22 protein-coding genes and 1 pseudogene are annotated in these 18,660 nt (G+C 48.0%); 12 read left to right on the plus strand and 11 right to left on the minus strand.

The window, feature by feature from the left end; translation table 11 throughout:
- Nucleotides 1-156: 156 nt before the first annotated feature.
- The 6 genes and pseudogenes from HA494_04820 to tnpB all read left to right on the plus strand — a co-directional run bounded on the left by HA494_04820 (nt 157) and on the right by tnpB (nt 6,520).
- Complete coding sequence (locus tag HA494_04820) at nt 157-861, plus strand: molecular chaperone TorD family protein (protein ID NHV97094.1); 705 nt, start codon at nt 157-159, stop codon at nt 859-861.
- A gap of 43 nt (nt 862-904) precedes the next feature.
- Complete coding sequence (locus tag HA494_04825) at nt 905-3,481, plus strand: molybdopterin-dependent oxidoreductase (GenBank protein ID NHV97095.1); 2,577 nt, start codon at nt 905-907, stop codon at nt 3,479-3,481.
- An 8-nt stretch (nt 3,482-3,489) separates the two neighbouring features.
- Nucleotides 3,490-4,180 (plus strand): annotated as a pseudogene (locus HA494_04830) (4Fe-4S dicluster domain-containing protein).
- 5 nt (nt 4,181-4,185) lie between these two features.
- Nucleotides 4,186-5,460: a polysulfide reductase NrfD gene (gene nrfD / locus HA494_04835; protein ID NHV97096.1), complete on the plus strand. Its 1,275-nt coding sequence runs from the start codon at nt 4,186-4,188 to the stop codon at nt 5,458-5,460.
- Nucleotides 5,461-5,697 carry a hypothetical protein gene (locus HA494_04840; GenBank protein NHV97097.1) on the plus strand — a complete coding sequence of 79 codons (237 nt, stop codon included), beginning with the start codon at nt 5,461-5,463 and terminating at the stop codon, nt 5,695-5,697.
- Nucleotides 5,698-5,833: 136 nt separating this feature from the next.
- Nucleotides 5,834-6,520, plus strand: a complete 687-nt coding sequence (gene tnpB / locus HA494_04845) for an IS200/IS605 family element transposase accessory protein TnpB (protein NHV97098.1) — start codon at nt 5,834-5,836, stop codon at nt 6,518-6,520.
- 56 nt (nt 6,521-6,576) lie between these two features.
- On the opposite strand, the gene HA494_04850 is transcribed toward tnpB, so the two are convergent.
- Complete coding sequence (locus HA494_04850) at nt 6,577-6,807, minus strand: Lrp/AsnC family transcriptional regulator (protein ID NHV97099.1); 231 nt, start codon at nt 6,805-6,807, stop codon at nt 6,577-6,579.
- A 145-nt stretch (nt 6,808-6,952) separates the two neighbouring features.
- Here HA494_04850 and HA494_04855 point away from each other — a divergent pair, with 145 nt between their 5' ends.
- Entirely contained in the window at nt 6,953-7,549 is a 597-nt protein-coding gene (locus tag HA494_04855; GenBank protein ID NHV97100.1) for a TMEM165/GDT1 family protein, read from the plus strand.
- On the opposite strand, the gene HA494_04860 is transcribed toward HA494_04855, so the two are convergent.
- Nucleotides 7,526-7,900, minus strand: a complete 375-nt coding sequence (locus HA494_04860; GenBank protein NHV97101.1) for a roadblock/LC7 domain-containing protein — start codon at nt 7,898-7,900, stop codon at nt 7,526-7,528. The two genes, HA494_04855 and HA494_04860, sit on opposite strands and share 24 nt — an antisense overlap.
- A gap of 80 nt (nt 7,901-7,980) precedes the next feature.
- Here HA494_04860 and HA494_04865 point away from each other — a divergent pair, with 80 nt between their 5' ends.
- Entirely contained in the window at nt 7,981-8,289 is a 309-nt protein-coding gene (locus tag HA494_04865) for a TRAM domain-containing protein (protein ID NHV97102.1), read from the plus strand.
- A gap of 266 nt (nt 8,290-8,555) precedes the next feature.
- On the opposite strand, the gene HA494_04870 is transcribed toward HA494_04865, so the two are convergent.
- From HA494_04870 to HA494_04885, 4 genes are all read right to left on the minus strand, one after another.
- Nucleotides 8,556-8,951, minus strand: a complete 396-nt coding sequence (locus HA494_04870; GenBank protein NHV97103.1) for a Zn-ribbon domain-containing OB-fold protein — start codon at nt 8,949-8,951, stop codon at nt 8,556-8,558.
- The gene (locus HA494_04875; protein ID NHV97104.1) at nt 8,948-10,099 is read right to left on the minus strand and encodes a thiolase domain-containing protein; all 1,152 of its coding nucleotides are present in this window, start codon (nt 10,097-10,099) and stop codon (nt 8,948-8,950) included. The genes HA494_04870 and HA494_04875 overlap by 4 nt, the downstream gene beginning before the upstream one ends.
- Before the next feature lie 13 nt (nt 10,100-10,112).
- The gene (locus tag HA494_04880; protein ID NHV97105.1) at nt 10,113-11,150 is read right to left on the minus strand and encodes a hydroxymethylglutaryl-CoA synthase; all 1,038 of its coding nucleotides are present in this window, start codon (nt 11,148-11,150) and stop codon (nt 10,113-10,115) included.
- Between the two features lie 92 nt (nt 11,151-11,242).
- Nucleotides 11,243-11,413 carry an RNA polymerase Rbp10 gene (locus HA494_04885; protein NHV97106.1) on the minus strand — a complete coding sequence of 57 codons (171 nt, stop codon included), beginning with the start codon at nt 11,411-11,413 and terminating at the stop codon, nt 11,243-11,245.
- A 91-nt stretch (nt 11,414-11,504) separates the two neighbouring features.
- On the opposite strand from HA494_04885, the gene HA494_04890 reads away from it, so the two are divergent.
- Nucleotides 11,505-12,194 carry a polyprenol monophosphomannose synthase gene (locus HA494_04890; protein NHV97107.1) on the plus strand — a complete coding sequence of 230 codons (690 nt, stop codon included), beginning with the start codon at nt 11,505-11,507 and terminating at the stop codon, nt 12,192-12,194.
- Here HA494_04890 and HA494_04895 read toward each other — a convergent pair.
- Both HA494_04895 and HA494_04900 read right to left on the minus strand, forming a co-directional pair.
- The gene (locus HA494_04895; GenBank protein NHV97108.1) at nt 12,177-13,271 is read right to left on the minus strand and encodes a DegT/DnrJ/EryC1/StrS family aminotransferase; all 1,095 of its coding nucleotides are present in this window, start codon (nt 13,269-13,271) and stop codon (nt 12,177-12,179) included. The genes HA494_04890 and HA494_04895 overlap by 18 nt on opposite strands.
- Nucleotides 13,268-14,293: a tyrosine--tRNA ligase gene (locus HA494_04900; protein ID NHV97109.1), complete on the minus strand. Its 1,026-nt coding sequence runs from the start codon at nt 14,291-14,293 to the stop codon at nt 13,268-13,270. Before HA494_04900 ends, HA494_04895 begins: the two co-directional genes overlap by 4 nt.
- Before the next feature lie 121 nt (nt 14,294-14,414).
- On the opposite strand from HA494_04900, the gene HA494_04905 reads away from it, so the two are divergent.
- From HA494_04905 to HA494_04915, 3 genes are all read left to right on the plus strand, one after another.
- The gene (locus tag HA494_04905) at nt 14,415-14,681 is read left to right on the plus strand and encodes a hypothetical protein (GenBank protein ID NHV97110.1); all 267 of its coding nucleotides are present in this window, start codon (nt 14,415-14,417) and stop codon (nt 14,679-14,681) included.
- A gap of 61 nt (nt 14,682-14,742) precedes the next feature.
- Nucleotides 14,743-15,363 (plus strand): DNA protection protein DPS, encoded by a 621-nt coding sequence (locus HA494_04910; GenBank protein NHV97111.1) that lies wholly within the window; start codon nt 14,743-14,745, stop codon nt 15,361-15,363.
- Between the two features lie 36 nt (nt 15,364-15,399).
- Nucleotides 15,400-15,732, plus strand: a complete 333-nt coding sequence (locus HA494_04915; GenBank protein NHV97112.1) for a Rieske (2Fe-2S) protein — start codon at nt 15,400-15,402, stop codon at nt 15,730-15,732.
- On the opposite strand, the gene HA494_04920 is transcribed toward HA494_04915, so the two are convergent.
- The 3 genes from HA494_04920 to HA494_04930 form a co-directional block, all read right to left on the minus strand.
- Nucleotides 15,715-16,476 (minus strand): undecaprenyl-diphosphate phosphatase, encoded by a 762-nt coding sequence (locus tag HA494_04920; GenBank protein ID NHV97113.1) that lies wholly within the window; start codon nt 16,474-16,476, stop codon nt 15,715-15,717. The two genes, HA494_04915 and HA494_04920, sit on opposite strands and share 18 nt — an antisense overlap.
- 10 nt (nt 16,477-16,486) lie before the next feature.
- The gene (locus HA494_04925; protein NHV97114.1) at nt 16,487-17,596 is read right to left on the minus strand and encodes a hypothetical protein; all 1,110 of its coding nucleotides are present in this window, start codon (nt 17,594-17,596) and stop codon (nt 16,487-16,489) included.
- Between the two features lies 1 nt (nt 17,597).
- Nucleotides 17,598-18,660 (minus strand): hypothetical protein (locus HA494_04930; protein NHV97115.1); only part of this gene is annotated, 1,063 nt, incomplete at its 5' end.

The following is an 18,660-nucleotide window of genomic DNA, read 5'->3' on the forward strand; positions in this document are numbered from 1 at the left end:
CGCTGCATACTATTAAATGTTGGCGCTATTAATTTTAATACTAGCATATAGAAAGAGCATAACAAACTTATAGGATAAATATTCCAAAAGCAATATAAGGGATTAGGATGTTGTAGAAGAATACTTTAAGAGGAACGTCTTTAGATGTGGAGGGGAATGGTTAATAGCTGTGTGGAGTACACTTTTGCCAGAGCAAGACTGTATGCTCTTCTCAGCAGAGTGTACTACACTGCTCCTGACCCAGCGTTCATAGAGTTTATCCTTCAGATGCCTTTTGACGAGTGTGATATCCCTCAGCCCACACGCGACGGTTTTAACTCTATTAGGTCTGTGATCTCATCTCTACCAAAAGATAGTGTTACCTTAAGACTAGCAAGCGAGTTCACAAGGCTCTTTAGGGGTATAAGGCAGGGTGATATCCCCCCACCTTATGAATCTGTCTACAGAGAAGGGGTTTGCTTTGGTAAGACCACTGAACAAGTTGTAAAGGAGTATACCGACTTCGGAGTAAAGCCAAAAGAGGCTAGCGAGCCCCCTGATCACATAAGCCTCGAGTTAGGGTTTATGTCCTATCTATGTATGAAGGAGGCGGATGCAAGGCGTGCTAATAGGCGTGATGAAGTATTAAAGGTCTTAAAGGGCGAACGCCGCTTCCTTGAAGAACACCTCCTGAGCTGGGTAGGTGACTTCTTTAAGAACGTGAGAGAGTCGGATAGAACCGGTTACTATCGCGCTTGGGTTGATTTAACGGAAGGCTGGCTGCTCTTCGACTTAAAGCAACTATCGAAGACGATAGACACCTTTGGATTCCGATGGTTCTTATTGGCGTCTTTCGCTATATTTGTAGTATATATTCTATAATCCGAAAAGTTAAGAGTTCTCCTCAAAGCCAGTGAACAAGGTCTTGTCGAAACTTACTAGACGAAGATTCGCTAAAATCCTAGTCGGTGTAGGTGCTTCAACAGCGCTAAGCGGTTTTCTGCTTCAAACGCATCTAGACCAACTATTTGAGAGTATAGAAGCACAGCCTACCCCTGTCCAGGAGTGGCGCGAGGAGTGGAAACCTACTGCTTGTTGGATAGGTAAGCAGGACTGTGGGATATTAGCGCGTGTTGTGGATGGAAGGGTGATCAAGCTTGAAGGTAATCCTCTACATCCGCGGAACCGAGGCACCTTATGCCCTAAAGGGCAGGCGCAGATCATGGCTCTATATGACCCCTACCGTGTGAAAGCCCCCCTAAAGAGGGTGAATGAGAAAGGTAAGCCAGGAGAGTGGGTTGAAATTTCTTGGGACGAAGCTTTAGCATTAGTTGGGGAGAGGATACAGGAGGTAAGGTCGAGAGATAAGAGGCTCCTTCTTTGGCTGAAGGGTAGGAGTAAGTCTACTGCCTTCTACGACAAAGCTTTTGTGTCCGCTTCAGGTGCAACTGCCCTACACCACGGAGCCTTCTGCTCAGACGCTGGGTATAGGGCAGCAGAGTATACGATAGGTTTTAATGGCGTTCTACACCCAGACTTCCGATACTGCAGATACCTTCTGAACTGGGGTTGGAACCTACTTAACGCGGGCGGAAATAAGCTCTGTTGGATCACCTTCAACCAACAGTTTCTAGAGGCTAGGAGCCGAGGGATGAAGGTAGTTACCCTCGACCCCAGAAAGGGCGGGGTAGGCCCACACACAGACGAGTGGATACCTATAAAACCGGGTACGGATCTGGCGTTCTTCTTAGCTCTCTCGAAGGTGCTTGTAGATGAAGGGTTTATCGACAGAGACTACCTTAAGGGGTACACAAACGCACCTTTTCTAGTTAAGGGGGATGGCTACTTTCTAAGGCTTGGAGGCAAAGAGCAGATCTGGGACCTTAATACAAACTCAGCCAAGCCTTTTGACGCTCAAGGGGTAGACCCAGCTTTAGAAGGCGAGTATGATGTTGAGGGGATCAGAGTTAAGCCCGCATTCCAATTATTCAAAGAGCACCTCGCCCAATATACGTCTGAGTGGGCTTCTGGCGTATGTGGTGTGCCTGCTGAGACCATAAGAAGGGTCGGTGAAGAACTTGGCCGAAACGCGATGATCGGTAGTAAGATAGTACTTGATGGTGTCGAGTTACCTTATCGCCCAGTTGGTATCGCTGCATACCACGTTACGCAGCAGGAACTCGGCTTCCAAGCGTGTAGGGCTGTCATCATCACATTTACGCTCCTAGGTGCGATTGAAGCTGTTGGAGGAGTCCGCTCTGACTTCGATAGAAAGATTCACGGAAACTTCTATGCGCTCGACAACATAGAGATCAGAGACCCACCATATAACATATACCTTAAAGATAGCAAATTCTTTCCGATAAACAGTAACAACACCGCGCTGATAGCGAAGATCACGCAGGACCCAGCAAAGTATGGGGTGAACTATGCGCCTGAGGTTCTAATAATTCACATGAGCAACCCAATCCTTGCATACGCTGATCAACCAACAGTTTGGAACTGGCTTAAGGGCTTCAAGTTTATTGTCGCCATAGATACGTGGCTAAGCGAAACAGCCGATCTGTTCGCCGATGTTGTGCTACCAGCCGCTACGCTTGAAAAGTATGAGGGGCCTCTGAGTGTAAATGATGGTTATATGGATGGGGTGGCGCTGAGACTCCCTCCGATAAAGCCGATTTTCAATACTCGAGGTGAAATTGATATCTACATCGATTTATGTGAAAGGGCTGGGATCCTGTATGGCGAAGGCGGGTATATCGATAGTTTGAATAAAGCGCTGGGTCTGAAGGATCCCTATAAGCTTGATGTGAACAGGAAGCCTACTTCACGTGAAATATTTGACAGATGGGCTAAATCTTTAGGCATAACAGAGGGCATAGAGTATTTTGAGCGTCAAGGGGTGTTTGTTAAACCCATCCCCATAAAAGATCTTTACGCAGCCGCTTGGAACCCGCCGTATGGTGGTATTAGACATAGGCTCTACGGTGAATCTCTTAAGAGGTACCAAGATGTTATGAGGGAGAAGGGTAGCCCACCAATATATTGGAGAGATTATACACCATTCCCCACCTGGAGAAGCCCAACTATGGAGAACTCCCCAGAGGAGTATGACCTCTACCTCGTAAGCTACAAGAAGATCACATACAAGCAGTCAAGGTCCACAATGATACCACTGCTTAAGGAGCGAGAACCCGAGCAGTACCTGCTTATGAACCCAGCGACAGCACGTAGTAAAGGTATTGTTGAGGGCGAGGAAGTCTGGGTTGAATCCCACAACGCTGTGACCGGCGAAACTAGGCGGGTGAAGGTTAAAGTCGCCTTTACAGAGGGGATAAGGCCTGACACAGTCGCCCTCTCGCACCACTACGGCGGCTGGTCACATCCTTGGGTAAAAGGTTCTGGACCTACACCGAACACACTCTTCTTCACAGGAGAAGGGTACGTTGGCTTAACAGCAGACCAGTCCTTCCACGTGAAGGTGAGAGTGTATAAGGGGTGAGGATTATGGTGAGGTACGCATATGTTGTCGATCTAACCCGCTGTATGGGTTGTGAGGCCTGTGTGATAGCGTGTAAGGTTGAGAATAATACTCCACAGGGGATAGATTGGATGTTCGTGTTTAGATTTGAGGAAGGAGAGTACCCGAATGTGAGGATTAGTTTTATGCCAAGACCTTGCATGCACTGTGATAACCCGCCTTGCGCGAAAGTATGTCCAGTCGGCGCTAGATTTAAACGAGAGGACGGTTTTGTGCTCACCGACTACGAAAGATGTATCGGATGCAGGTATTGCCAGGTAGCCTGCCCCTACGGTGTAAACTACTTTAACTGGAAGCTGCCCAGCAAGAACTATTATCTGCCCTGGGAAGGTCCTGCACCACCTTACAAGAACCCAGATCTAGAGAAGAAGTACGGAAAGGATAAGAGGCTAGTTGCAGGCGGAGGCCACCGTATAGGGGTGATAGAGAAGTGTACGTGGTGTGTCCACCGCGTCGAAAAAGTTGAAGCCAGCCTGTGTAGCGAACTGCCCAGTCCAAGCCCTTCTATTTGGCGATCTAGATGACCCAAATAGTGACGTCTCTAAAGCCCTATCTCAAAAACCCCACTTTAGGCTACTTGAGGATCGAGGAACATCGCCACGCGTCTTCTACCTAGGACCACTGCCCTACAGCGAAGAGAGCCACCGTAGTAAGAGGTGAACAGATTGGATAAGACGGATGAAAAGATTCTACGGCCACTCCTCTACACTAGCGTCAGATTCTACATATTCTTCGGCATCCTGCTAGCCCTTATACTCTTCGCGCTCTACGCTTGGTACATACAGCTAACGCAAGGACTCGCAGTAACTGGGCTAAATGACATAGGAAGAGGGCCTCCTTGGGGCCTCTACATAACTAACTTTATCTTCTTCGTGGGCTTAGCTCACGGTGGAATAGCGATCTCAGCAGCGGTCCGCTTAGCTGGGTTGAAGAGGTACAAGCCTATAGCTAGAGTAGCTGAACTGCTCACGCCTATCTGCCTAATAATAGCGATGTTTAGCATCGTGTTAGACGAGGGGAGACCAGACAGGCTCATCAACATCTTCCTCTACTACGCTGAGCGCATCGGTCAGAGCCCACTAGTCTGGGACATTACAGTAGTAATCATCTACTTTAGTTTCAGCACAACCTACCTGCTTCTCACACTACGCAGCGACCTCACCCTAATCAAGGAGAGACCGCTTAGGTGGAGATGGCTGTATAGGCTTCTACTTCTAGGGTATAGGCGTGGAGAGGAGGAGAAGATAGAGAAAGTTGCTTGGTGGATGGCAGCCTGCATCCCTGGGCTCCTCGTACTCCTAAGCGGAGGAGTCATAGCTTGGCTTCTAGGATTAATGGTGTCTCGACCAGGTTGGTACGGCGCCTTCATGGGACCATACTTTGTCACCGCAGCCATAATATCTGCTGTAGCAGCTGTGATTGTGGTATCAGCTATTATACGGCGTATATTCGGTTGGCAAGACTATATACGGGACGAAATATTCAAAGGGTTAGGGAACTTCCTCTCCGCTGGGATGTTTGTGTACCTATACTTCATGTTGGCTGAACAGCTGACTATGCGATACCCTGGCCCCTCCCTCATGCCTGAATTCCTAGTGTCTCAAGAGATCATGCAAGGCAGGTATGCTCCCCTCTTCTGGGTAACAACCATTGTGTTCTTCTTCACACCAGCCCTAACCCTCTTCCTACAAGCAGCATTCAAACGCTTTAACATCATACTTACGGTTTCTTCAGCTACCCTCATACTACTAGGCTTATGGGTCAAGCGCTACCTAATCGTCGTACCACCTCTACTCTACTCACTTCTACCATACCCAATCGGCAGCTACACACCAACGTGGGTCGAGTGGGCTTTGATCGCAGGCACTTTCGCACTCGCCACTATACTTTACACACTATCTGTTAAGATAATACCTATAATGGAGGTGAAAGGTGATTAGATGTTAAGCGAGCCGGTAACGGTTATGGAGTGGTATCAAGCAACAAGCCAGATCGGTTATAACCTTATGATCATCATCGCGGCTTTGGTGATAGCTATGATACTTGCAACCCTCTTTACAAAGCCGAGGAGTTCTCCCATACTAGCCTTGATAATAGCCTTCCTCGTCATAACGATAGCAGCTTTGATCCTTTCATCCTACATCTTACAAGTAATCTTCTCACAGATAATCCCCTAAACAGTATCACTCAAAACTTACAGTAAGCTCGACAAGAAAGCCTACGGTTTTAACCTATTGGCTAAAGATACCCATCTACGGAGTTAAAGGCGGGATAAACGCTCCAATTAAAACACATGAGCCAATAACCGAAGATATGGTTTACAGAGAGGCTAAAATTGTAAGGCGAAAAGGCGAGTGGTTCGTCTACATAACTGTTGAAAAAGAAGTTGAAGAACGAAATCCTAAGTCGGTTTTAGCTGTTGATTTAGGGATAAGGTGGATCGCCACAACCGTCAACTCCAACAACCCAAAACCAAAATTCTATGGTAAAGAGCTTAGACGCATCAAAGGACACTACTTCTACCTCAGAGGGACCCTAGCCTTGAAGAAAGCCTACAGAGCCATAAAGAAGATTGGGCATAAAGAGAGACGAGTAGTCAACGACGTCTTGCACAAGACAAGCAGGACTATAGTCAACGAGGCCTTACAAAACGGTTCAATGATTGTTCTCGGAAATCTCAGAGGCATAAGAAAGAACGGCAAAGGAAGAAGATTCAACAGAAGACTAAACAACGGATTCCCATACCACAGATTAACCCAATTCATAGAGTACAAAGCCAGATGGCTTGGGATAAAACTCATCAAGGTGAGCGAGAAAAACACGTCTAAAACATGCCATAGATGCGGGCATACAGGGCTTCGAATCGGAAGCCTCTTCAAATGCCCAAAATGCGGCTACTCATCCAACGCAGACTACAACGGAGCCATGAACATACTCAAGCGGGCTACGGGCTATATGCCCATAGCAGGGGCACCCTTGACAGTGCCCAGAACTCGGTAGGATGAAGCCACAAGGCTAACAAACCGAGAATCTCCCGACCCCAGTCGTGGAGAGTGTCAATCTATAACTACCATTGTTAGTGTGGATCTGACCTCGTCAAGTCCACGTATGTTCCCTGCTATAACTTCTTTCAGCTGCTCCATAGTCTCAGCCTCAACTTCAGCGATAACATCATAGACACCGTACACAAAGTACGCTTGCTTAACGTGAGGCATCTTCTTCAACTTACTAACCAGAGCTGACTCCGTGCCGAGGTTCGCGTTTATGAGGACGAACGCTCTTGGCATACAGATTCACACTACCTTCAACTAATCACCTAACTCTTAAATAAACCTAACTGTATCGTCCACTAACTATACGAAAGCGTTAATTCACCTTAAGCCGCTATACAACAAAACATTAATATCTCTATGGAACGCTCAAGGTTTAGCGTTGGAATCTCTTCTCGTGGCGCTAGCGTTGACCGCTCTCTCAGAATTAGGTGACAAAACTCAGTTTGCTTCATTAGCTCTTACCACGCATTTCAAGCGACCAACGGTGGTGTTGATTGGTTGCTTTTTGGGGTTACTGATCGTAGACGGGTTTTCAGCGTATCTTGGCGAGGTGCTTTACTATCTGCTGGATCGAAGATTTATTAGATTTGTTTCTGCGGCGCTCTTCCTTGGTTTAGCGCTCTTTACAGCGATCCAGAAGGCTGAGAGTAAACACGGTGTTAAAGAAAAGAGTCTCTTAACACCTATTTTAACCTCTATGTTTACAATAATGCTACTTGAGCTTGGGGATAAGACTCAGCTCACCACAATTCTTCTCTCGGCGAGGTTTGGTGATGCACTCTCTGTGATTATAGGAGTTCTTGCAGCCCTTATGCTCATATTAGGTCTAACCGTTAGCGTTGGTAAGAAGATCGTTGAGCGTCTCCCTATCCGTACACTTAAGTGGTTAACCACCTTAGCCTCCGCTCTTGGAGGGGTGATTCTTCTCTTCGAAGGAATTACTGGCTTAGAGTTAGCACTGCTTCGGAACTTCTGAAGCCTCTAAGTAGATTTTTCTGATCCTCCTGGCGATATTATCTGTAATAACATCTTTGTCTGTTGTGAAAGCGATAATATTCCCCTTTATCTCCATAACGACGAAATCCAGCCGCTCGTGGTGGAAGACTACTCGAAGATTTTCGCCAAAGTATCTGCTGAACGACTTCGCAACACTCCAAACCGTCCTAGACATAGTCGCGCCTATAGCCTCGAGAACGTGAATAGGCATAAGCTCACGCCCTTTCACATCCTCCCTAACCTTCGAATCAATGACCTTACCCGATTTGCTCATTATCGCTACGAACCTTATCCCCTTATCCAGATTCAGTATTTCGTCGCAAAGATTCATTGCTTACCCATAACAACTCTGCAACATATCATATTTAAAGTTAACAGGCTACTACCATGCTGTTAATATAGTAGCTCAACGTGGGGAGAGCAGCGTTTAGCAACGCTAGGAGGGAAAAGGATACGAGCTATAAGAAAGGACACGGCTACAGAAGCTACGGAAGCCGAACACCAACTGGTCCAAAGCCTGTAACGGTAGGCGAAGAATACGACGTAAGCATATCAGACATAAGTAGGCGTGGAGACGGCATCGCTAAGATCGAAGGCTTCATAATATTCGTACCCGGAGCAAAGACTGGTCAGAAGCTGAGAATAAAGGTCATCGAAGTAGCGAACAGATTCGCAAAGGCTCAGATAGTTGAAGGCGTGTCGGAAAAGGGTACTGAATAGGAAATATAGGCGGATAGAGTCTCACTTTTTAGGAATCGGGCTTGGTTGATCCAAGCCTTCACCCATTTTTGTTAAGAGGAGAAGAAGAGGTGCTGAGAGAGAAGGAGGACCCAGGTGTTTTCTCCCTCAGCACACAGTCGGCATATCTCACACTGGCGCCTTATATTTGCCTTAGTTTGTTCACTTGATCGTACAGATTATTGATCTTTGCGTTTTCTGTCACCGTGATGAGCTTTGTGAATCAAAGACTACATAACTCAGAACCCTTATAGGGTTGTGAATTTGTAGCCGTAGTAGATCTGCCCAGCTTCACCTTCTTCCCTTATCTTGCGAAAGACCATCTTTACTCTACTTCCTGTTCTAAGTGCCTCAGGAGGTGTATCTACGATCTGCCCTAGAACCTTAACACCATTCTCTAACCGGATTATACCAAGCACCAGCGGCTGCTGCCCCTCAAAGCCAGCCATAACTTCCCTCAGTATGGTGTATGTTACCACTTGACCGGTATTCGGCATCTCAACATCCACCAACGATTCTGAACCACATCTTCTGCAGATGTAGATTGGAGGATAGTACTCTGAGCCACAGCTACTGCACCTATTACCCACAAGTCTATAGTATCTGTCACGCCTCCGCCAGTATGAGATGGCCACGTAATTCACCTCCTAGCCAATACGGTGACGACACTTGTGGTGTCGACACCACCTATATTCTGCGCCACACCCACTCTGCACCCATCTACTTGATTTAACCCCCCTCTGCCTTTAAGCTGAAGCCAGAGCTCAGCGATCTGGTATAGCCCAGTCGCTCCAACAGGGTGCCCCCTTCCCTTGAGCCCGCCGAATGTTAGTGCTGGATACCTTCCTTTGATTGAGTAGAGCCCAGCCGCTGCGTCCTTAGCTCCCTGACCCGGTTTAGAGAAACCCATCGCTTCAACGCTTAAGGCTGCTGTAACTGAAAAAGCATCGTGGATTTCGAGTACATCTACATCCTCTACGCCTATCCCAGCTTCTGAAAACGCTTTGCTTGTAGCTTCTTTTGTTGCAGAGAATGTGAGCATATCCTCTCTTTCGTAGACGCTAAAAATATCCGTAGAGATCTTTGACGAGAGTACTTCCACCACATCTCCCTCTTCGTCTAGCAGTCCATCCGACGTTAATAGAACAGCCGCAGCCCCATCACCTATAGGTGCGCAGTCAAGCAGCCTAAGCGGATCTGAGACTAAGGGTGATCTAGAGACATCTTCGACGCTTATCGCCTTTCTAAACTGAGCGTGCTCTGCTGTTGCGGCGTTTCGATGCGCTATCACTGGAAATGCTGATAGTTCATCTCTTGTCACATTATAGGTTTCTTGGTAGAGTCTAGCTAGCATAGCGTTTAGCGATAAGAATGACGCTCCGATGAACTGCGTGTATTCTGCCGACTCAGCCATGGTTAGCGCTAGAGAGGCCTCTGGCATATCTAGGTCACGCATCTTCTCAACACCAACTATAAGGGCTGTAGTAGCCTCTCCGGATCGAACCATACAATAGCCTACGTTAAACGCCACTCCTCCGGATGCGCAGGCTGCTTCGACTTTGAATGCTGGTGTCCCTGTTAGGTTTAGTGCGCTTGCTAATAATGCTCCTAGATGCTCTTGCCTCGATGATTGACTAGAAAACATGTTCCCAACTATTATTACGTCGGGTTTGATGTTCGGGTACAGTTTGAGGGCTTTTCTTGAAGCCTCAACCGCCAAGTCTAGTATCGATTTATCCCAGTGGTCGCCTACCTTTGTGTATCCTACTGAGGCTACAATTACTCTACCCATTTCACTCTCTCCTTTAAATTAAGATCTTTCCTCTGAACTTGCTGTATGTAGCGTAATCTAAATCAACTGCACTCTTTAGCAAATCCTTGACTCTGTTTTGCCCCTTACCAACCTTATCGACGATACCATCCAACACCCTTATGCTGAGAGCATCGCTACCAGCGCCTGAGCCGAAGGAGCAGACTAAAAGTAGATCGTTAGGCTCAGCTTCTTCAAGAATGAGCGCGAGCCCAACTAGCGAATTCGCGGCATAAGGGTTACCCATATAGGGGTTAAGTAGCCCCGGCTTAATCTGCTCAAAGCTGAATCCAAGCCTTAGCGCAACTTCAACTGGGAACCTAGGGTTAGGCTGGTGAAAGACAGCATATCTGAAGTCAGAGGGTTTATACCCGAATTCATCAAACAGGTGCTTTACTGCGCTTTGGATGTGGTGAAAGTAAGCAGGTTCTCCAGTGAACCTTGATAGGTGCCTTGGATACCGTTGCCCGGCTCTTCTCCAGAAGTCTGTGGTGTCTGAAACGTAGGATGAGGCGCCTTCTACAACAGCGATAGATTTACTGTCTCTTTTAGATAGGACGTAGGCTGCTGCTGCGCTCGCTGCCGTAAACTCGAGGTCATCTCCTGGTCTGCCTTGTGCAGTATCGACACCTATGGCGAGTCCGCTCTTGATCATCCCGGAACCTATTAGCGCTATGATGAGTTGAAGAGCTTCTGTACCAGCTTTGCAGGCGAATTCTAGGTCTGAGGCCAGGACTTTATGCTGGGCTAGGGCTTGGGCTACTATTGTGCTTGTGGGTTTAACCGCATAGGGCTTGGTCTCGGTGCCCACGAAGACCGCGCCTAGTTCTTCTACTTCAGCCATCTTCACAGCCTTCCTAGCTGCTTCCACCGCCATCGTCGCTGAATCTTCGTCTATCGCAGCCACCGCTTTCTTTATTGGGGGTGCCTCTTCTCCTCCCCTCCAAATCCTTGAAACCTCTTCGCTTGGCAGCCTATAACGTGGTATGTATACTCCGTAGCCGGCTATTGCTACATCTTTAGGCGTCTTCATAACTGAAGGTGAAGCCTTCAGCTAGGGGTATTAAACTGTTGCCTAAACCTCCATTGTTGTTTGATTATTCGTCAAGTGTTGAACATCGTTGGTTAGAGGGCTTTGAGCTGTTTAACTACTGGTGGTCTAGCCTTCTTCAGAACTCTGTAGCCGCATATGCATTTGATCTCCGGTAGAGAGGCGAGCTCTTCAGCTGTCACTTTAGTCCCGCATCTGACGCATTCATAGACAACTCCGCCGAATTGAGATTTGGTCTGCTCCATAGGTTTTAGGTGCTGCGTAAGGATATATGAAGGTTTCCTTAGCCCTTTACGTCGAATACTTATATCCATAAAGAGTTCTCCTAAATTTAGCTTGGCTAGCCTCTCTGTAATACTTCCCACCTATAATGAGCGTGAGAATCTGCCTGAGCTTATAGCGCAGATCAGACGCTTACCGATAGAGGTAGAGTGTATCATAGTTGATGATAGCAGCCCAGACGGCACAGGCGAGCTCGCCGATCGATTGGCCTCAACAGACCCGCTGATTAAAGTTATTCATAGACCTAGGAAGGCTGGCCTCGCTTCAGCGGTATACGCTGGTCTCTCAGAGGCTTCAGCACCATATGTTGCTGTTATGGATGCTGACCTCCAGCACCCTCCACATCTTCTGACGCAGATGCTTCGAGCGCTTGAGGAGGGGTATGATGTGGTGGTGGCGAGTAGGTATGTGCGCGGGGGCGGGGTTGCAAGCTGGTCTCTGCTTAGGCACATTATTTCAAGGGTTGCAACCCTCTTAGCACATCTAGCCATACCTAGATCGAGGGTTGTGAAAGACCCTATGTCGGGTTATTTCGCGCTAAAGCGTGAGATCTTAGAGAGCGTTAAGATCGACTCGTCCATAGGCTATAAGCTCCTGCTTACGATTCTGGTTAAGGGTAGGTATTCTAAGATTAAGGAGGTGCCTATGGTCTTTAGGCGTAGGTTTAGGGGCGAAAGTAAGCTTAGTGAGAAGGAGATCTTAGCCTATTTGAAGCTGCTGCTGAACCTACTTAGGCAGCGCTGACTTCACGCTGGATGCTATCTGCTCCAACTCAGCCTCAGACACAGCCGGATGTACAGGTAGCGATACCACCTCGGCTGCTGCTTGCTCGGTTTTAGGCAGCTTCACGTCGCCAAAAAGATCTCGGTAGTAGGGGTATAGGTGTATAGGTGTCTCGTAGTATACTGTGGCACCAACACCATGGTTGCGTAAATACTGTAGGACCCTATTTCTGCTCTTAACCCTTATCGTGTAAAGATACCAGTTGGATGCTCTTCCTTCACGCTCTGAAGGAAGCACAGCATCAACACCATCAAGCATCTTACTCAACGCATACGCGTTCCGCCTCCTCTTCTCAAGGAAGTAGTTGAGCTTCTTGAGCTGGGCAGATAAGATGGCTGCGGAGACCTCACTCATCCTTAGATTTAACCCCATCCTCGTAACCAAACCTTCGGCGCTCAAACCGTGGTTCCTTATCATCCTAAGCTTCTCAGCCAGCTCATCGCTGTTGGTTACTACAGCCCCGCCTTCACCGCAGGTTATAACTTTGGAGGGGTAGAAGCTGAAGCACCCTATGTCACCAAGCGTGCCAGTCTGCTTAGAGCGGTAGGTGGCGCCGAGTGACTGAGCCGCATCTTCCACGACGAAGAGGCTGTGTTCTCTCGCTACTTCAAGCACCCTATCCATGTCTGCTGGGTAGCCGTAGAGGTGGACGGGTATGATCGCCTTACATCTATGGGTTATCTTACGCCTCAGATCCTCCGGATCTATGCAGTAATCTTCAAGACTTATGTCTACGAAGACTGGTTTAGCACCAACCGCTAGAGCCGCGTTTGCGGTGGCTACGAATGTGAAGGATGGCAGAAGGACTTCATCACCATCCCCGACACCAAGCGCTAGGAGAGCAGAGTGTAGGGCTGCGGTACCGGAGTTCACAAGCACAACGTGCTTTACTTGAAGGTATTCCGCTAAAGCCTTCTCAGCAGATGCCACATTCCTACCACCTAGGTAGGTCGGGTTTGTCAGCTCGCCGCTTCTTAAGGTGTTTAGCACAGCCTCCTCCTCTTCTTTACCCAGTATAGGTCGGTTTATCGGTATCATCTACTCTGCTCCTCTGTAAAGACCTCTAGCAGCTCCTGCTTCTGCTCAAAATGCTTCCTTATGGGCTCGATTATCTTATTTAAGGCGGTTGCTACTGAAAGCTTTAGGTCGGCGGGGTGGAGCTCGCCTTTAATGTAGGCTGCTTCGAGTTCGCCGTAGCTGCTGAAGGTCACCTTGCCCCCATACTTTGCTGGTCTATCAACCTCGAACACATCAGATTCGTGGAATATTATGTATCTTGCTATGTCGAGCACAGGGTTCTGAGAGGCAACCTTGGGCGGGCACCAAGCCTTCATCAACTTCTCCCTAATCTGCTCTTCGCTATCGTGGATGAAGATCGCTGTCCAAGGCTTAGACTTGCTCATCTTGGTCTCAGGTCCAGATAGGCTGCATAGTAGTGTATGGTGCACAGCCACAGGCTTCTTCCAACCAAGCTTAGGAAAGACCTCTCTGGCGAGCATATGAACCTTACGCTGATCCATACCCGCGTGCACAAGATCAAGATCCATCGCTTTGATGTCCACAGCCTGCATAGGCGGATAGAGGTACTGCCCAAAATCGAGTTTCTCCTTCTGTGTTCTACCCATTATGGTCAAGCACCTTATGTTCCTAGCTAAAGTTATCTGTTTGCAGAAGCGGACGTAGTTCTCCCAGTAGTCTGGGGTGTTCTTGTAGAGGTCTGTGCCCAAGAGCGTCTCTACACCCGGGCAGAAGAATCTGAACGCCTCATCATAGTATCTTGCCGCTGCGCGTATCTTACCCCAATCTCCACTAAACTTGTTGTTAAGGTAGCTGTGCCAATCCGCCAAAAAGACGAGGCATCTTAAACCAGCCTTCAGAAAGTCTCTGATCTTGTAACCAACCACAACCAAGCTGCCTAGGTGCAGAGGCCCAGATATCTCCAGACCTATGTAGTGCTTAGGGTGCTCTACTGTCTGAAGGAGGTGCTTGAGCTCACTCTTAGTTACGACTTCTTGTGTCGGCTCCTTTAACACTAGGTTGATGCGCTCCTCTAGGTCCAAGCGTAGATCACTCTTAGATCCACTCATTTAAAAATTCCTCGCCACCTCCCGTAGTAAATATATGAGTGAGAGGTGTCACATACTAGATCTATGCGAAGACTTTTAAGATAGAAGGAGGGTGTTGACAGTTAAGTTGACTAAACTAGTGAAGGAAGATTTTGGGGTAGCAGTCAGCGAAATTGTTGAAGAAGTTGTTTATAAAATCTTGCAGAATAGGGTTGAGCCTCGGCTGGTTAGCATAGAGAATAGGCTTGTAGCGATAGAAACTAGGCTAGATGTGGCTGATAGGCTCGCGAAGCTTGAAGCAGAAGTAGCTATGTTAAAGCCGCTAACCAACGAACCTCCCAGAGCGATCTATAATTTGTTGAGCGCTCTTTTGCTGATTTAGCCTATCTCCTCATACTTACCCTCTAAAATACGCTTTATGAAAGAAAGAATGCGATATATTTATGAGAAGCAAATGCGTATCATTTTGTGAGAGAGACTTGAAGATATCTAAGTTTCAGACGACAAAAAATGTCGGTAGAGAGATGGTTGAGAAGGCTGGGGTTGATGTGGATCTTCTCATAACAAAGCTGAAGCGTGCTGCTGCAGCGGAATTCACAACCTACTACTATTACACCATACTAAGAATGCACTGCTCAGGCCTAGAGGGCGAGGGGATAAAAGAGGTGGTTGAGGACGCTAGATTAGAGGACCGCCTACACTTCGAAACCCTCGTGCCTAGAATCTACGAGCTTGGCGGAGAACTCTACAGAGACCTGAAGGAGCTGCATGATGATGCTGCTTGCGCCGCGGCATACCTACCCAGCGACCCCTCTGACCTAACAGAGATACTCAAAGTTTTGCTTGAAGCGGAGAGGTGTGCGGTCAGAGTTTACACTGAGATATGTGACATGACTTTCGGTAAAGATCATCGAACCTACGACATATCTCTAGCCATACTGCACGAGGAGATCGAGCACGAAGCTTGGTTCCAAGAGATATTAGAGGGGCGCCCCTCAGGCCACTTCAGAAGAAGGAAGCCCGGCGAAGGCCCATATACACAGAAGTTCAGGCACATAGAGTAAGATCTTAAACCCCTCCCCCTCCTCTTTTTTCTGGCTATGTGCCCTTGGTTCATTGTTGCTAAGGTTAGCGAGATCAAACTTAACTCGATGAAAGAATTTGAGGTGGTAGGATGCAGGATACTTTTAGTGAACGCTTTAGGCAAATTATACGCTATCGAGGCGAGCTGCCCACACAGGGGATACGCTCTTAAATTCGGCTCCCTATCAGGCAAGGTTCTCCGCTGCGGATTCCACTACGCTGAGTTCGACGTGGAAGACGGTAGAGTGTTAAGAGAGCCGGTTGACGGTAAAGGTACCAGAGGCTTGAAGAGTTACCCTGTGAAGGTCGAGAGTGAAAACATCTTGGTTCTGTTAGAGGAGCAGAAGTAGTAGCCCAAGTGCTATGGTGTAGAAGCCGAATATGTGGAAGAAGCCTTTCATCAGCAGCCTGCGTAAGATGCTGAGCGAAAGATAACCCACAAGCGCAGCAGTAGCCCCGCCTAATAGAAGTGGCTGAGTGAGCGCAGCATCAAAACCACTCTTGGTTAGAGTGAGTAGGAAAGCGCCTAAGACAGCTGGTATGGATAGTAGGAAGGAGAATCTGAACGCTTCTTCACGCTTCACACCAGCCAAGAGCGCTACACTTATCGTCAACCCGCTTCTCGAGAAACCCGGGAGTAGGGCTAATGCTTGCGCCAAACCTATGATTAGGGCTTTCTTCGCTGAAACCGCTGTTGAGCGATCTCTTCTGAGCTTGGATGAGGCGACGAATAAACCCGATGCTATGAAGCAGAGCCCCAGCACCCTAAGATCACATAGAGCCAGGTAGTAGTCGTAAAACAAAAAACCTACGACTGCGACTGGCACAGACCCTAGCAGTATAAGCGGTATGAGCCTCCCCTGCTCTGATCTGAAGTCGAGTTTTAGAGCTGCTGAAGCCATCTGCAGTAGGTCGCTCTTAAAGTAGGTGAGTATGACTAGTATGGTTGCTGTGTGCAGAGCAACATCGAATAGCAGAGGCTCCTCAAGCCCAAGTAGAATCTGCGCAGCTGTTAGGTGTCCCGAGCTTGAAATCGGCAGCCACTCCGCTACTCCTTGCGTGAAGCCTAGAAGCAGTGCCTCTAACGCATCCATTTTGGCTGTTTTAACTCTCCATGTAGCCTTTGGCTAGGTAGTGGTATAGTAGTACAACAAACCCTAATGTGATAGTAACGATAGGAACGACAGCTATCAATAGGGTTGGGGTGTCTATCACTACTAACCTATTTACAAACAGGTTTGCCTCTAAACCAGGCTCACCCTGTATTATCAGATATGGGAGTCTACCCCAGTTCTGAGTGATTTCACCAAAGTATAGTGAGAGAATGGCGAGAGGCGCTAATGTGTAGGCTAACCCTACTCGGGTTGGGTTAGAGTAATAGATAAGTCCAGCAGCAAGTAAGTAGATGCCGATCAACACCATACCCAAAAACGTGTGTGAAACGTTAGTCGGAGCGCTAAGCCCGCCGATCAACCCTGTGTTAACTGCATAAAACAGAAGCTGAGAATGGTTACTTAAGCTTGACCAATACCAGAAACCTAATACCCCTTGTGGTATTATTAGGAGCGAGCCGACTAAAGCGGTCTTAGCAGCCCAACCTCTAAGGTACTCACTTCGCCTAGAAGCCCAAGCGAACCCGGTAGCGGCAGCCAAGAAGCCTATTGAGAGTGCGCCGACCCAAGTGTGTAGTAATAGTGGGGTGTAGAGTGGGTTCGTTAGGGCTGCGGCGACATCCCCCTCTAGGGGAGATAGGTTGATGAGGCCGACTGGGTTGTTCATGTATGCGAAGATGTATCTGAAGCCAGCTGGTATAAGTAGCCCTGAGATAGCCATAATCAGCCCTAAGATGATATGTGTGTTGAATCCCACTCTACCCCAAGTATACCAGTATGCAGCGATGGAAGTGAGTCTAATAATTATGCCTATTACACTTATCAGCAGAGCGAAGAATAGCACTTGCACCACCACGTTAACGAAGCCAGTCCAGAGACCAAATAGGATTACAGTTATGAGTGTGCCATAGACGCCAGAAACCACCTCGTTGGCTGCGACGAACTTAAGAGAGAGCTTTGATACCTCCTCTGCTTTCTGATTGCTACGAGACCTCCACCTTGCAGCGACACTAAGGAATCCTAACCCTATGTTTATGTTCACGAACGTTAGGTGCACCAGCAACACGAACCCAAGGACAAGTAGTGCTGCGAGGGTATCCAACTTACCTCCCTCCTATTTTAAAGCCTCTAACCAAGACGAGGTAGAGAGTCAAACACAAGAGGATGAAGCCGACGATCAAACCGCCTATTACGGTAGCGGCAACCGAAGGTGAGCCGCCTAGCGGTGTAATGATTTCATTAGGATATACAAGTCCGTAAACGGTCCACGGCTTCCTTCCGATCTCTCTTACCGCCCAGCCCAAGCCGGCCATAAGCGGGGTAAATACACCCATTACTAGGGCAATATAAGGTAGGAGCCTTAGCCTCCTCTGCCAGAAGCCTCTGAAGACGAAGGTCGATAGTATCGCAAGTGAGATAAGTAGGCTTAAGGCGGCTACACCAACCTTGACCATATACAGCGGGTAAACTAACCCGATCAAGTTAGAAGCCTTTAGAGTATCGGATACAGCGATTTCAGAAACAGGAACACCGCCTATAGCGAGGCTAGGGTTAGGATGGTTCCTAGCAGCCTCGATCAGTTTATCGAAGCCATCGAAGATGTGGTTTGGGTCGCCGAACAAGGTAAGCCCTACTAAAGGATCGGGCTTTGAAACATCTAATCCAGCGATAAGAGCGAATTTCGTTGGCTGATATTCGTATACAACGGCGCCCATCCAATGTGCTGTAGCGCCTTGTGCTAAGATTAAGACCGCACCTATTGCTGAAAGCGTTTTAACCGCCTTGAGATAATAGTCCCCTTCAGCTCTCCTTCTGAGTATGAGTATGGCGAATCCGGAAGCAGCCCAGAAGACGCCTACTGAAGCTGATGCCAGAAGCTGGTGTAGAATGCTTTGAGTCGAATAGGGGCTCTTTAAAGCTATCCAAGGATCATAAAGCAGCGCACCGAACTTCTCTGTTAACGTGTTTAAGATTTCAGGATTTACTAGCGCAACACCGCCTCCGGCTGAGCTGCTCGCTGAGACAAGCGCGTTTTTTACGGTCAAGAGAAAATCAACATTGACAACCAGAGGTCCATAGCTAGGCGCCCAAGGATAGATCTGTTTAACGATCTCGCCGACTCCCCAAGGAGCCTGCATCCAAGAGTTGACTGAAGTTATCAGTGCC

The organism is Nitrososphaerota archaeon (assembly GCA_011605775.1).
Taxonomy (GTDB): Archaea; Thermoproteota; Nitrososphaeria; order Nitrososphaerales; family JAAOZN01; genus JAAOZN01.

Bases quoted from the DNA above. Each gene is read 5' to 3' on its own strand.
- tnpB (NHV97098.1), top strand. From the start codon at position 5,834: ATGGTTTACAGAGAGGCTAAAATTGTAAGGCGAAAAGGCGAGTGGTTC.
- HA494_04920 (NHV97113.1), bottom strand. From the start codon at position 16,476: ATGGATGCGTTAGAGGCACTGCTTCTAGGCTTCACGCAAGGAGTAGCG.
- HA494_04850 (NHV97099.1), bottom strand. From the start codon at position 6,807: ATGCCAAGAGCGTTCGTCCTCATAAACGCGAACCTCGGCACGGAGTCA.
- HA494_04860 (NHV97101.1), bottom strand. From the start codon at position 7,900: ATGAATCTTTGCGACGAAATACTGAATCTGGATAAGGGGATAAGGTTC.
- HA494_04885 (NHV97106.1), bottom strand. From the start codon at position 11,413: ATGGAGCAGACCAAATCTCAATTCGGCGGAGTTGTCTATGAATGCGTC.
- HA494_04880 (NHV97105.1), bottom strand. From the start codon at position 11,150: ATGAAGACGCCTAAAGATGTAGCAATAGCCGGCTACGGAGTATACATA.
- HA494_04895 (NHV97108.1), bottom strand. From the start codon at position 13,271: ATGATACCGATAAACCGACCTATACTGGGTAAAGAAGAGGAGGAGGCT.
- HA494_04875 (NHV97104.1), bottom strand. From the start codon at position 10,099: ATGGGTAGAGTAATTGTAGCCTCAGTAGGATACACAAAGGTAGGCGAC.
- HA494_04915 (NHV97112.1), top strand. From the start codon at position 15,400: ATGTGCCCTTGGTTCATTGTTGCTAAGGTTAGCGAGATCAAACTTAAC.
- HA494_04910 (NHV97111.1), top strand. From the start codon at position 14,743: ATGAGAAGCAAATGCGTATCATTTTGTGAGAGAGACTTGAAGATATCT.
- HA494_04820 (NHV97094.1), top strand. From the start codon at position 157: ATGGTTAATAGCTGTGTGGAGTACACTTTTGCCAGAGCAAGACTGTAT.
- HA494_04840 (NHV97097.1), top strand. From the start codon at position 5,461: ATGTTAAGCGAGCCGGTAACGGTTATGGAGTGGTATCAAGCAACAAGC.